This window comes from Methylomonas sp. BG-2 (genome assembly GCF_057766305.1).
This window is the reverse complement of sequence record NZ_JBYMAP010000010.1, coordinates 21,799-34,404: the sequence shown is the minus strand read 5'-3', so window position 1 is coordinate 34,404 and position 12,606 is coordinate 21,799. Positions and strand designations below refer to the sequence as shown.

At 58.6% G+C, this 12,606-nt stretch carries 10 protein-coding genes; 4 read left to right on the top strand and 6 right to left on the bottom strand.

Annotated features, from left to right (window positions below; genetic code table 11):
* The first annotated feature begins 217 nt into the window (after window positions 1-217).
* Window positions 218-1,078 (top strand): ribonuclease T2 family protein, encoded by an 861-nt coding sequence (locus tag AC3B8H_RS02025; RefSeq protein WP_488439948.1) that lies wholly within the window; start codon window positions 218-220, stop codon window positions 1,076-1,078.
* Between the two features lie 115 nt (window positions 1,079-1,193).
* On the opposite strand, the gene meaB is transcribed toward AC3B8H_RS02025, so the two are convergent.
* Together meaB and scpA are read right to left on the bottom strand one after the other, a co-directional pair.
* The gene (gene meaB, locus AC3B8H_RS02020) at window positions 1,194-2,204 is read right to left on the bottom strand and encodes a methylmalonyl Co-A mutase-associated GTPase MeaB (protein ID WP_488439947.1); all 1,011 of its coding nucleotides are present in this window, start codon (window positions 2,202-2,204) and stop codon (window positions 1,194-1,196) included.
* A gap of 15 nt (window positions 2,205-2,219) precedes the next feature.
* Window positions 2,220-4,385, bottom strand: coding sequence for a methylmalonyl-CoA mutase (scpA, locus tag AC3B8H_RS02015; protein ID WP_488439946.1), 2,166 nt, complete (start codon window positions 4,383-4,385; stop codon window positions 2,220-2,222).
* 743 nt (window positions 4,386-5,128) lie between these two features.
* On the opposite strand from scpA, the gene AC3B8H_RS02010 reads away from it, so the two are divergent.
* The 3 genes from AC3B8H_RS02010 to AC3B8H_RS02000 all read left to right on the top strand — a co-directional run bounded on the left by AC3B8H_RS02010 (window position 5,129) and on the right by AC3B8H_RS02000 (window position 8,419).
* Window positions 5,129-6,253 carry a hypothetical protein gene (locus AC3B8H_RS02010; protein WP_488439945.1) on the top strand — a complete coding sequence of 375 codons (1,125 nt, stop codon included), beginning with the start codon at window positions 5,129-5,131 and terminating at the stop codon, window positions 6,251-6,253.
* A gap of 179 nt (window positions 6,254-6,432) precedes the next feature.
* Complete coding sequence (locus AC3B8H_RS02005) at window positions 6,433-6,795, top strand: hypothetical protein (protein ID WP_488439944.1); 363 nt, start codon at window positions 6,433-6,435, stop codon at window positions 6,793-6,795.
* Window positions 6,796-6,811: 16 nt separating this feature from the next.
* The gene (locus AC3B8H_RS02000) at window positions 6,812-8,419 is read left to right on the top strand and encodes a diguanylate cyclase (protein WP_488439943.1); all 1,608 of its coding nucleotides are present in this window, start codon (window positions 6,812-6,814) and stop codon (window positions 8,417-8,419) included.
* 69 nt (window positions 8,420-8,488) lie between these two features.
* On the opposite strand, the gene AC3B8H_RS01995 is transcribed toward AC3B8H_RS02000, so the two are convergent.
* From AC3B8H_RS01995 to AC3B8H_RS01980, 4 genes are all read right to left on the bottom strand, one after another.
* Entirely contained in the window at window positions 8,489-9,010 is a 522-nt protein-coding gene (locus AC3B8H_RS01995; protein WP_488439942.1) for a YcxB family protein, read from the bottom strand.
* Between the two features lie 21 nt (window positions 9,011-9,031).
* Window positions 9,032-10,333, bottom strand: coding sequence for an NAD(P)/FAD-dependent oxidoreductase (locus AC3B8H_RS01990; protein WP_488439941.1), 1,302 nt, complete (start codon window positions 10,331-10,333; stop codon window positions 9,032-9,034).
* A gap of 127 nt (window positions 10,334-10,460) precedes the next feature.
* Entirely contained in the window at window positions 10,461-11,270 is an 810-nt protein-coding gene (locus AC3B8H_RS01985; RefSeq protein ID WP_488439940.1) for a sulfite exporter TauE/SafE family protein, read from the bottom strand.
* Window positions 11,271-11,406: 136 nt separating this feature from the next.
* The gene (locus AC3B8H_RS01980) at window positions 11,407-12,558 is read right to left on the bottom strand and encodes an acetyltransferase domain-containing protein (RefSeq protein WP_488439939.1); all 1,152 of its coding nucleotides are present in this window, start codon (window positions 12,556-12,558) and stop codon (window positions 11,407-11,409) included.
* Window positions 12,559-12,606 lie beyond the last annotated feature (48 nt).

Here is a 12,606-nt window from a genome sequence, read left to right as displayed (position 1 = left end):
TGTGATTGCGCTACCAGGATTCCAGCCTGACAGCGACTAGTATTCCGCGAGATTTTGATTTGAAAAGAAACTGATATGTTAGCGCTAAACTGATTTGTCGGCGGTTGCGAAATGTCTTCATATTGTCGTTGGCGCCGCGACATACTGGGTTTACCGCGCGTCGTGCGGCGGCGCGCTAGCGACTCAATCCCAAAAAATAATGATGAGGAACCCGCCGATGTCCCGATCCCACCCGCTGTTTACGATTTGTCTGACGCTGATTGCCTTCGCCGTGGGTGCGGACTGCGTGGACCCGAAAGACACTTACGAAACCTATGACGTGGTGGCCGACGCCACCCAAGACCGGCCATCGGAGTTTTACGTGCTGTCCTATTCCTGGGCGCCGAACTACTGCGAGGAAAAAGGCGGCAACAGTCGCCCCGGCCAAAAAGATTATCTGCAATGCGGCGGTAAAACCCGCTTTGGCTACATCCTGCACGGGTTGTGGCCGCAAGGCACGCTGGCCAAACCCAAGGACTACCCGCGCGCCTGCGCCGGCGACCGGCCCAAAATCGACCGGACGTTACTGGCGAAATACTTTTGCATGACGCCCAGTGTCTGGTTATTGCAGCATGAATTCGAAAACCACGGTACCTGCATGATCGATCAACATCTGCGCACGCCGGAAGCCTATTTCGATCAAGCGTTAGCCTTGCATGGCGCGCTGCATCTGCCGAATCAACCCATCGCCGACGAAGCCCAGGGCAAGGCCTGGTTCGCGCAACACAATCCGCAGCTGTCCAAGGACGGTGTTTACTTCGACCGCAACGCCAAGGAATGGCGGATCTGCTACGACCGCGATTTCGCCCCGTTCGCCTGTCCCGGCCACGGCGATCAAACCGGCGGCGATACGAGCGCCGGCAATGGCCCGGACTCCGTCTGCCCGGTCAAGGGCAACATTTCCGGCAAGCATCGCAAACTCTACTTCGAAGCCAGCCATCCGACCTACGCCAGTGTGGTCATCGATTCCAGCAAGGGCGAGCGCTGTTTCGACACGGTCGACCAAGCGGCCGCGGCGGGTTGGCAAAAAGCGCCGTAACGCGTGCGCGGCTGTCTGCGGGCGGCCACTCAGCGTTTTTGGTAAACGCTTCCATTCATCCAGAAGCGCATGACATCGTGCGGGTCAATGTTACCGCGATTGCCCGGCGCCTAGGTTAAATCCCGGCGGTATCGCCCATCAGTTCGAGCAAACGGTGCGCGGCCACCGTGGGCGATACGCTGCCGCTTTCGACGGCGGCGCTTAGATCCGGCATCGCGGCCCGGACGCCGGGGTGACCTCGAAAGCGTTCCTGGAGACCCGACTCGATCAACGCCCACATCCAGGATAACGACTGATGTCTGCGTTTAGCGGCCAATTCGCCGGTTTCGCCGACCGTCTGGCGATAAAGGCCGAGTTGTTGCCAGAAGTGGTCGATCCCGTCGCCGAAAGCCGCGCTGACTTTCACGACCGGCGGCTGCCACCGCGCGCCGGTTGGCCGCAGTAGTGTCAGCGCCGCCTTGATTTGGCCGGCGGTCAGGTCGGCCGCCAGCGGATCGAGATCGGCCTTGTTGATGACGAAAATATCGGCCAGTTCGACGATACCCTTTTTCATCGCTTGCAAATCATCACCCGCGTTAGGCTGCTGTAGCAGGCAGAACGCATCGGTCATGCCCGCGACCGCCGTTTCGCTCTGACCGACGCCGACGGTTTCGACGACGATCACATCGAAGCCCGCCGCTTCGCAAACCAGCATCGCTTCTCGCGTCGAAGCGGCGACGCCGCCCAGCGACCCGGATGACGGGGACGGGCGAATGAAGGCTTCCTCGCGCGCCGACAATAATTCCATCCGAGTCTTGTCGCCGAGAATCGAACCGCCGGATAGCGAGGATGACGGATCGACCGCCAGCACCGCGACCCGGTGGTCCTGTTCGATCAGGTGCAAGCCGAACGCCTCGATGAAGGTGGATTTACCGACGCCCGGCGTGCCGGAGATCCCGAGTCGGATCGAGTCGCCGCTGTGCGGCAGCAAGGTATGCAGCAGAGCCTGCGCTCGCTGGCGATGGTCGCTACGAGTCGATTCGATCAGGGTAATCGTCTTGGCCAGGGCGCGGCGCTGGCCCGCGAGTACGGCGTCGGCGAGCGCCTGGTCTTCGTGGCTGAGTTGGAAATTCGTTAGAGCCGGCATGCTGTTGGGTCTGGATCAAGGTGCCGTTGGCGCTTGGGCCGCTTGAATGGCGTTCAACACGTCCCGCGCGCATTGCGGAATCGGCGTGCCGGGTCCGAACACGCCCTTGGCGCCGGCGGCGAACAGAAATTCGTAATCCTGGGCCGGAATGACGCCGCCGACGAAGACGATGATGTCGCCGGCGCCCTGCCCGCGCAATATCTCGATCAGCGCCGGCACCAGGGTTTTGTGGCCGGCCGCCAACGTCGATACGCCGATCGCGTGCACGTCGTTTTCGATGGCTTGGCGGGCGACTTCCTCCGGCGTCTGAAACAGCGGCGCGATGTCGACGTCAAAGCCCAAGTCGGCGAAGGCGGTCGCGACGACCTTGGCGCCGCGGTCGTGGCCGTCTTGGCCCAATTTGGCGATCAAGATGCGTGGCCGGCGGCCCTCGGCGGTTGCAAAGTTGTTGACCTGTTCCTTAAGTTGCGCCCAATCCCGATCGGCCTCGAAGGCGGCGCCGTAGACGCCGGTCACGGCCTGATTGCTGGCGCGATGGCGGCCCCAGACCTTTTCAAGCGCTTCGGAAATTTCGCCGACCGTGGCGCGCAGGCGAGTCGCCTTGACGGCCAGGTCGAGCAAGTTGCCGTCGCCGGTTTTGGCGCATTCGCCAACGGCGTCGAGAGCCGCCTGAACCGCGCCGGCGTCGCGGCCGGCGCGAATTTCGGCCAGCCGCGCCACCTGCGCTTCGCGTACCGCGTGGTTATCGACATTCAGAATGTCGATGGCGTCTTGCCGGGGCAGTTTGTATTTATTGACGCCGACGATCACGTCTTTACCAGAATCGATATTGGCTTGCTTCTGGGTCGCGCATTTTTCGATTTGCAGCTTGGCCCAACCCGACTCGACCGCCTTGGTCATGCCGCCCATCGCCTGGACTTCTTCGATGATGGCCCAGGCCTTATCGGCAATATCCTGGGTCAGCGATTCCATCATGTACGAGCCGGCCCAGGGATCGATGACCTTGGTGATGTGGGTTTCTTCCTGGATGATCAACTGGGTGTTGCGAGCGATCCGCGCCGAGAATTCGGTGGGCAGGGCGATGGCCTCGTCCAGCGCGTTGGTATGCAGCGACTGGGTGCCGCCGAACACCGCCGCCATCGCCTCTATCGTGGTCCGTACCACGTTGTTGTATGGGTCTTGTTCGGCCAGCGACCAGCCCGAAGTTTGGCTGTGGGTACGCAGCATCATCGACTTCGGGTTGCTCGGATTGAATCCCTTCATGATCCGCCACCACAGCAGTCGCGCGGCGCGCAGCTTGGCCACTTCCAGATAGAAGTTCATGCCGATCGCGAAAAAGAAACTCAGCCGGCCGGCGAAGTCGTCCACGTCCATGCCCGAGGCGATCGCGGTTTTCACGTACTCCAGGCCGTCGGCCAAGGTGAATGCCAGTTCCAAGGCCTGGGTCGCGCCGGCCTCCTGCATGTGGTAGCCGGAGATCGAGATCGAATTGAACTTCGGCATGTGCTTGGCCGTGTAACCGATGATGTCGGCGATGATCTTCATCGACGGCGTCGGCGGATAGATATAGGTGTTGCGGACCATGAACTCCTTGAGGATGTCGTTCTGGATGGTCCCGGACAGCTTGTCTTGGGAGACACCCTGCTCCTCTGCGGCGACCACGTAGCCGGCCAGCACCGGCAGCACCGCGCCGTTCATCGTCATCGATACCGAGACTTTGTCCAGCGGAATGCCGTCGAATAGGATTTTCATGTCTTCGACCGAGTCGATGGCCACGCCGGCCTTGCCGACGTCGCCCGTCACCCGAGGATGGTCGGAATCGTAACCGCGATGCGTGGCCAGGTCGAAGGCCACCGAGATGCCTTGGCCGCCGGCGGCCAAGGCCTTACGATAGAACGCGTTGGACTCTTCGGCGGTCGAGAAGCCGGCATATTGGCGTATGGTCCAGGGCCGCGCCGCGTACATCGTCGCTTGCGGGCCGCGCAAAAACGGCTCGAAACCGGGCAGGGTGTCGGCGAACGGCAGATGTTCGGTATCGGCCTTGGTGTAGAGCGGCTTGACCGCCAGTCCTTCCGGCGTCGTCCAGGTCAGGTTCTCGACATCCCCGCCCGGCGCGGATTTCGCGGCCGCCTTGGCCCAGACATCCAGGGAAGGAATCTTTACTTCGGGATATTTTTTCATCGGCTTCGCTGCTTCCAAGAGGTGATTACATGCTCGATCGGCCTGACGCTCGGTTCGAACCGGCGCCACTGTATCGATTATATTGGGTTAAAGATAGTCCGAGAAAATACAAGGCGCTCGGCTGGGCGGGCCAAGCCGGTCTGGATTCCGAGAGGTCCGAGTGATCACCTGGCGCCGATCGGAACAGCCACCGTGCAACAATCATCCGCCGATCATTCCATCGCGAACGCCCTGGGTCTACACTTGCTGTGTCGGGAAACGCCGCCGTCGCGCTGAAATCGGTCTGGATGCCGTGCGAGCCTTGAGATGGGCGCCGTGGCAAGCGTCGGTTTGGCGGCTGACCTTGGGTGCCGCGCGCGCTGTTTTTGATATGTCCGATCAACGGGTTTCCGGCCGCTCCGGACGGTATCTTATATTGGCCGGAGGAATGCCGTCGTTTCGGGTTAACGGGAAGGGGCGGCGGTGTTGATTCGCGTGCTCGGGCGCTGGTGCCTCCATGTCGATTTACTCAATTATTTGTCATAGGTTATGGCTTCAAGCATGAATTGATATTGTTGAATTAATGCCATTGCCCCAGGCATTCGGAGTGTGTCGTGAAGCGGATAATTTCATTGTTGGTGTTAGGCCTGCCGATACTATTGAGTGCGCGAACGGTTCAAGCGGACTTTTTTTCCACGGAGGATGGAAAGTTACGCCTGAGCAGTTTTGGTACGTTAGGCGCTGTTTACGACAGCAGCGATATCTTGTTTTTACAAACATCGACCGATCAACCGAACACCTTCGACGGTCATTGGTCGTGGCGGTCCAGCAGCCAACTCGGCATTCAGGCCAGCGCCAAATTTACCGACGAATGGGATGCGATGGTGCAATTCCTGATTAAGGACAGATCGTATAACTCCTTGAACGAAAACTTGTTTTGGGGACTGCTGCGCTGGCAGCCCGGCCGTAACGTCACCGTGCGCGCGGGACGTTTGGGCCTGGACGTTTATCTGCTTTCCGATTACCGCAATGTCGGTTACGCCTATTTGTGGGAAAGGCCGCCGACCGAGTTTTACGGCTCCTTGATTAACCAAAACTTTGACGGCGTGGACCTGGCTTGGCGAGTACCGCTCGCCCAGGGGTTTTTTCAAGCGAAAGCGTTTGCCGGCAGTTACTCGCATTCGTTTCCGATCTTTCAGCTCAATACCGTTTCAAAAAATACCTTGGCTCTCTCGCCGATCTTCGGTGGAAAATTGAGTTACGAAGACGAGGACTGGCAACTCTCCCTCGGCGCTACCTATACCATTTTCGATAAAAACTTCGCCGGAATCTCACAGCTCATCCAAGGACTCACCAACCCTGGGGTGAGGGCCGTCTGGCGCAATTCGGCCGATTACGCGGCGCAACTCAATCAGGTTGGTAAAGGCATTGGCTTTTACTCAATCGGCGCCGCCTATAACGCCAACGACTGGAGCATTCAAAGCGAGTTTGGTTATCTTGATTCCGGAGTGCCGGAAATTAACAGCCAATTCAGTGGTTACTTCAGTGTCGGCCGGCACGTTGGCGACATTACGCCCTATGTCTTGTTCAGCATCGCCAGACCGAGTGGCGATTCAAAAACGGTCATGCCGCCGGAAATCCGGGGTCCGTTGCAAGACCAATTGTATGCCGCCACATTGATAGCCATGCAAGAGTACAGGATCAATCAGGAGACCATCAGTTTGGGTGCTCGCTGGGATTTCGCGCCCAATTTGGCCGCCAAAATTCAATGGGACCACAGTCACGTTGCCGCCAACTCTTCCAGTCTGTGGCTAAACGGCGGCCGTGAGATTTCGACGCCGGATCTGGATGTCGATTTGCTGTCGCTCAGCATGAACTGGTCTTTTTAATGATGGCGGGCCATTTGACCATGAGGCGTTTCCGGTGCTCCGATCATAGCGATGCAAGGCGGGTCAGCGCTTCGGAACCGCGGCTGCTCGGCAAGCGCGGTTTCTTGAGTCCTTACCTTTTTCTGGTCCCGTTAGCGGCGTTGCACGGTCAACCCGCGTGTTGCGGGGAGGAGGTTTTGGTGGTGGTCAATCCAACCAATCAGACCGTGGCGTTTAACCGTAATCAAGTGATCGACTTTTTTATGGGGCGCCAGCAGATTTTCCACGGCGGCAAAGCCGTGTTTACGATCGATCTGGCGCAAGACTCCCCGACCCGCGCCCATTTTTATCAAGCATTGGTCGGCAAATCGGTGCCGCAAGTCAATGCCTATTGGGCGCGATTGCTGTTCACCGGCAACGCCACGCCGCCGAAAATGCTGCCCAGTCCGGCTGCGGTGTTGTCGGCGGTCAAGGAGAACGCCGATGCCATCGGTTATGTCGACGGTAGGGACTATGACGGCTGTTGCAAAGTCGTATATCGGCTAAAGCCGGCCGACGAATGACGCGCCCGCCTGACTCATGATCGCCTTTAAGAAGCTTTCGGTAAGGATCACGTTGGTCATCAGTTTTTTTGCGCTGTTGGTGGCCGGGGGTGGCTCGGTATTGTCCTATACCGACACGTTGCGGCAAGAGCGCAATAAGGCTTACGCCAGAATCATGGAATTAGCCAAAACGGTCGAAAAAAGCGCGCAGATCGCGGCTTACCTGGATAACCGCGAAATCGCGGACGACGTGATCGGCGGTTTAATGAACAACGAAGTCGTTGCCGGCGTCGTGTTGAAAAGTCAAAGTGGCTGGCATTCGACCAATGACCATAAACCACTGAATGATTCTCTCGGCGAAGCGCCGTTGGCGCTCGACCTGGATTCTCCATTCAGCCCCGGCGAGAAGGTCGGGGTGCTGCAAATTTTCCCCAAACACGACGTTATCGAGCGCAATGCCCAACTGATCGCTCGAAATCAGGCGCTATTGTTGTCGTCGTACACATTGATCGTGGCCCTGATCATCATGCTGGCTATCCAGCAAATTTTCGTGCGCACCATTAAAACGGTGGCCTCGACGCTAAACCACATCGACCCCAGCGGCACGAAACGCTTGAACTGTCCGCTTAGCCACCAAAGGGACGAAATTGGCCGCTTGATCGCCGACATCAATTTCCTGTTGGATATTTCGCATTTCCGCATTCATTCAGAACGGCAGTTGCGCGAGCAGCTCGAAAAGCTTGAACAACGCTTTCGGCTGTTGTTTGAGAATGCCGGCGTGGGCATTTGTGTGTTAAACGAACACGGCGATCTGATTTTGCACAACCCGGTTTGCCGCGAGGTATTGCGCCTGGATACGATGAGGGATGAACCCGCCCGCATGGAACAATTTTTTAAGGATGCCCGCCAAATTCACCGTATCGTCTTCGACACGCTAACCGTCGGCGAATTGACGAGCGGCGAATTCGAGTTGGTGACTACCGACGAACAGGATGGGCCGCGTTGGGCTCAATGCCTGTTTTCAAAAGCCAGGGTGAGCGAAACCTCGGAATTCGAAGGCAGCGCTTTCGTGCAAATGATTGTTATCGATATCACGGAGCGAAAAATTGAAGAACTGCAAACCCGCTTTAAAGCGGAGCGCGATCCATTGACCAAGCTGTTCAATCGCAACGGTCTCGATACCCGCCTAAATTTGATGCGCGATTTGGCGGTGCAAGAAGCCTGCGGCTTCGCGATCTTCCTGATGGACTTGGATAACTTTAAACCGATCAACGATCGCTATGGCCACGAAGCTGGCGATACCGTGTTGATAGCGGTTGCTCAGCGCTTAATGGCTTGTTTTCGGGCCAACGACATTCTGGTCAGATTGGGCGGAGACGAATTTCTGGCCGCGCTGATCTGCAAACCGGCGATCAATCCAGCCGATTTAAGCAGGATTGCGCAAAAAGTCATCGGCTTACTGTTGCAAGACATTCCGCTGACTCAGGGCCGAAACGCGAATATCGGCGTCAGCATCGGCATCTGCGCCAGCGGACCGGAGCACGCCCAGCTGCCGGTCGCCCAGTTGATCGATCAAGCCGACAAAGCCATGTATCGGGTCAAGCAAGCCGGCAAAAACGCCTTTTGCATCAGCGTTCCTGACTGAATGGCCTTATTTAAGTCAAGCGGTCGGCTGGGCGAAGTCGCGGCGTCAGCCTATCGGACCGGCGAAAATTCAACTCGCGCGCTCGATCAAGCCTTCCACCTGCTTGGCGAACACCTTGAGGTCGCCTTTTTTGACGGTGGCGCGCGGAATGACGATCGCGGCGTCGAAATCGACGTAGATGTAGACGTAATCCTTATGGCGCTCGACCCGCAGCATGTCTTTCCACAGCGTTTTGTGCTTGCCGCCCGGCGAGGTTTCCCGCAAGAACTCCGGTTCCGCCGTCAGGTGGTGGATGCCGAACAGGGCTTTTTTCTCGGCCTCGGTGTATTTGTTGAAGAATTGGCGGCGCATGTCCATTTTCATGATGAAAGGCGACGCAAAGGCCCAGCCCAGCGCCAGGATCGTGATGTAGGCGGTGGTCATCATGTCCACGTAATACACATAGTAAAACAGGCCGATCGCCATCATCACGCCGGGGGCGAACAACCGGTTGTTGCGGATTTTCTTTTGCATTTCCGGATCGTTTTTCAGCCTGAGTTCGTTGAAGTGAACCAGGTCTTCCTCGCGGAATTCGTATTCGATTTCTAACATTGCGCTCGCTCGTCGGGTGGATTAGTGCATCTTGATTTTGGCGTGGGTGCTGCGCCGGAACAGATTGGACAGGGTTAGCATCGCGGTGCGGAAATAGCCGTGGATCGCCACTTGGTGCATTTTGTACAGCGACAAATACACCATGTAGGCAATAAAGCCGCCAACGCTGACCGTACCCATCAGGCTGCCCATCAACGACCCGACCGTGCTGAATTTGCCCAGCGAGACCAGCGAGCCGTAATCGTGGTAGACGAATTTGACCGGCGCCTTGCCGTTCAGGCGGTTGACGATGGTCTTGGCGACCGCCGAGGCCATTTGATGGGCGGCCTGGGCGCGCGGCGGCACGTTGCCGGCATGGTCGACCCAGGCGCAGGCGGCGCAGTCGCCGATCGCGAATACGTCGGGATCGCTGGTTTGCAGGGTTTGGTCCACCACCAGTTGGTTGATGTGGTTGGATTCCAGCCCGTCCAAGTTTTTCATCCAGTCCGGCGCCTTGATACCTGCGGCCCAGACCTTCAGATCGGCGTCGAACACTTCGCCGTCGTAGGTATGCACCTCGGTTTCGGTGACTTCGGTGACCTTGCGGCCCAGTTTCAACTGGATGCCCAGTTTCAGCAATTGGTCTTGGGTGGCTTGCGACAAGCGCGGCGGCAAGGCCGGCAGCAATTGGGTGGCGGCTTCGATGATGGTGATGTTGACCTCGATCGAGCCTTCCAAACCATAGGTGGCCAACAATTTAGTAACTTCGTGCAACTCGGCGGACAACTCCACGCCGGTGGCGCCGGCGCCGACGATGACGATGGACAGCGGCTTGTCGCGCTGGCGGCTTTGGTTGGCGTAAGACTGGATGTAATAGGTTTCGACCAACTGGCGCTGAAAGCGATAGGCTTGGCTGGTGGTGTCGATGAACATGCAATGCTGGTCAACGCCCTTGATGCCGAAGGTGTTGCTGACGCTGCCGACCGCCATCACCAAGGTGTCGTATTTGAAGCGGCGGGCCGGAATCAGTTCGGCGCCTTGCTTGTTGTTGATCGGCGCGACGATGATTTCCTTGGCGGCGCGGTCCAAGCCTTCCATCCGGCCGAACAGGAAGCGGAAATGGTTGCGGTGGGCCTGAGCCATGTATTCGATTTCCTCGGCTTCGGCCAAGGTGCCGGAGGCGACTTCGTGCAGCAACGGCTTCCAGATGTGCGTCGAGGCGGCGTCCAGCAGGGTGATCTCCGCCCGGCCGGGTTTGCCGAGTTTTTTCCCGAGTTCGGTCGCCAGCTCCAGACCGGCGGCACCGCCGCCGACGATCAGGATTTTATGTAGTTCATCAGCCATTTAAATTCTTCCCCAGTCGATAGCCGCCGCGCGGCATGGATGAAATCCCTCCCCTTTATAGTGCATTCCGTTGCCGGCCATTATAACCAATCGCGCTCGGCCGCCCGCCGATTTTCCCGGCCGCTGTTCAGGCGCCGTAGACGGTGTGCAGCATCTTGGCGGACAGCAGCATCAACAACAGCGCGAACAGTTTTTTCAAGGCCGGTACCGGCAGGCGATGGGCCAGTCTGGCGCCCAATGGCGCGGTCACCACGCTGACCAGCGCAATCGCCGCCACCGCCGGCAGATAGATGTAGCCGAAACTAAGGGCCGGCAAGCCCTCGACCCGCCAGCCGCTGGCCATGTAGCCCAAGGTGCCGGCCAGCGACAGCGGCAGGCCGACCGCCGCCGAAGTGCCGATCGCATGCTGGATGCGCACGTTGCACCAGCTCAGAAACGGTACCGTCAGCGAGCCGCCGCCGATTGCCACCAACGCCGAGACCGCGCCGATCAACAGGCCTACCAGGCTCAATCCCACCGGGCCGGGTAGTTGTCGGCTGGGCTTGGGGCGGACGTTGAGCACCATTTGCACTGACACATAAGCCATGAACACCACGAAAAACAAGGCTAACGGTCGGTTCGGAATCAACGCGGCGACGAAGGCCGCCGAAAAGGTGCCGGCGATAATGCCGGGCGAGAGGGTCCAAACCACCGGCCAGATCACCGCGCCATGCCGATGATGGGCGCGCAGACTAGCGATCGACGTGACGATGATGGCTGCCATCGAGGTGGCCAGCGCCATGTGTACCAAGTGCGCCGAGCCGAAGTTTTGCATCGCGAACAAAGCGGTCAATACCGGCACCATAATGCCGCCGCCACCAATACCCAGCAAGCCGGCAAAGAAGCCGACCGCCACGCCCAGGCCCAGGTAGGCCGCAATCCAGTCTAGTTCCAGCAAGAATGTTCCTCTGTCGGTCGAGCCGATTGTTGTTGAAAAGGGGTCGAGATTGCTCTGTCGCGCGCCGTCGCCAAACGCTTGGATTTGCATCGCTTGGCGATAATGGTCATTGACGCAATTTAACGCTTGAAGCGGGCTATAAATAGCGCAACCAGCGCCAAGCCGGGCGCGCCGCCTTGAAGGCCTCGAACCAGCGGCACACCGGATACAGCATCAGCAACACCAGCAGCCAAATCGCGTAAACGCCGGGCAGAGCGTAGCCATAGTCCGCCGGCAAGTCCTTCCGCCAAATGCCGCCGTTGGCGATCGCATCGACCGGACCGCCGGTCCAATAGGCGATTAGCACCGCCAAACCGTGTATCAAGTAAAGATGAATCAAATAGTAAAACAGCGGGGTTTTGCCGAACACCGGCAAAATCGGCAACAGCCGGCCGATGCTGGCTGCCAGGAACAGCAAGGCCGGCCCCAAGGTCATCAACAGGTACAGCAACGACGGCGGGTATTTGTGGCAGTTGATAAACGACAGCAGCGTGAATGCCGGGTCCGGGTAGCTTTGCCAGGGTTTGGGATCGCCGTAAAAATTGCCGTAGCGTAGCGCGATAAATCCCAGAATCAGCGCGGCGCCCAAGCCGGCCAGCCGTCGACCGCTTTGCCAGTCAGGACGGCTGATCAGCCCGCCGAAGCCGTAACCCAGCGCCATCACGCCGATCCACGGTACCAAGGGGTAATAGGGATTCAGTTTCCAGCCGGCGCCGAAATCGACGTCGTCGCCGGTATGTAGTACCGCCCACCACGGGCCGAACCCGCCCAAGTGCTCCGGTTTAATCCCGTCGAACAAATTATGGCTCGCCACCATGATGCCGCCGAACGCCACCAGCCAAGCCAGCGGCAATCTGACCAGACCGGCCAATGCGATCATCGACCAGCCGATCGCCCACAAAACGCCGGCGTCGAGCTGGCGCAAGTCGGCCCGGAAATTCCAGGCAAAGGCTTCGACGGTCGCCACCAACACCACCAACAACAGGCCGCGCTTGACCAGAAATTCGCCGAGCGGCGCGTCCGGACCGCGTTTGGCCGCCCACAGATAGGCGCTGGTGCCGGCCAGAAACACGAATACCGCCGCGCAAAAATGGGTGATCCAGCGCGTCATGAACAGAGCTGGCGAGGTCTTGTCCAGATCGGTCGGATCGAAATGGGCGTTGCTGAAAAAGTCGCGGGTGTGATCCAGCGTCATCAGCACCATCACCAGGCCGCGCAGATTATCGAGAGCGGGGATACGTTGATTCATGGCTTTATCTTTGTTTACGGCGATGTAATTACTTACCGGTGCGGCCCC

What these genes read in the sequence shown, in the direction of transcription:
- AC3B8H_RS02000 (WP_488439943.1), top strand. Translation starts at nt 6,812, where the DNA reads ATGATCGCCTTTAAGAAGCTTTCGGTAAGGATCACGTTGGTCATCAGT.
- meaB (WP_488439947.1), bottom strand. Translation starts at nt 2,204, where the DNA reads ATGCCGGCTCTAACGAATTTCCAACTCAGCCACGAAGACCAGGCGCTC.
- AC3B8H_RS01990 (WP_488439941.1), bottom strand. Translation starts at nt 10,333, where the DNA reads ATGGCTGATGAACTACATAAAATCCTGATCGTCGGCGGCGGTGCCGCC.
- scpA (WP_488439946.1), bottom strand. Translation starts at nt 4,385, where the DNA reads ATGAAAAAATATCCCGAAGTAAAGATTCCTTCCCTGGATGTCTGGGCC.
- AC3B8H_RS01995 (WP_488439942.1), bottom strand. Translation starts at nt 9,010, where the DNA reads ATGTTAGAAATCGAATACGAATTCCGCGAGGAAGACCTGGTTCACTTC.
- AC3B8H_RS02025 (WP_488439948.1), top strand. Translation starts at nt 218, where the DNA reads ATGTCCCGATCCCACCCGCTGTTTACGATTTGTCTGACGCTGATTGCC.
- AC3B8H_RS01980 (WP_488439939.1), bottom strand. Translation starts at nt 12,558, where the DNA reads ATGAATCAACGTATCCCCGCTCTCGATAATCTGCGCGGCCTGGTGATG.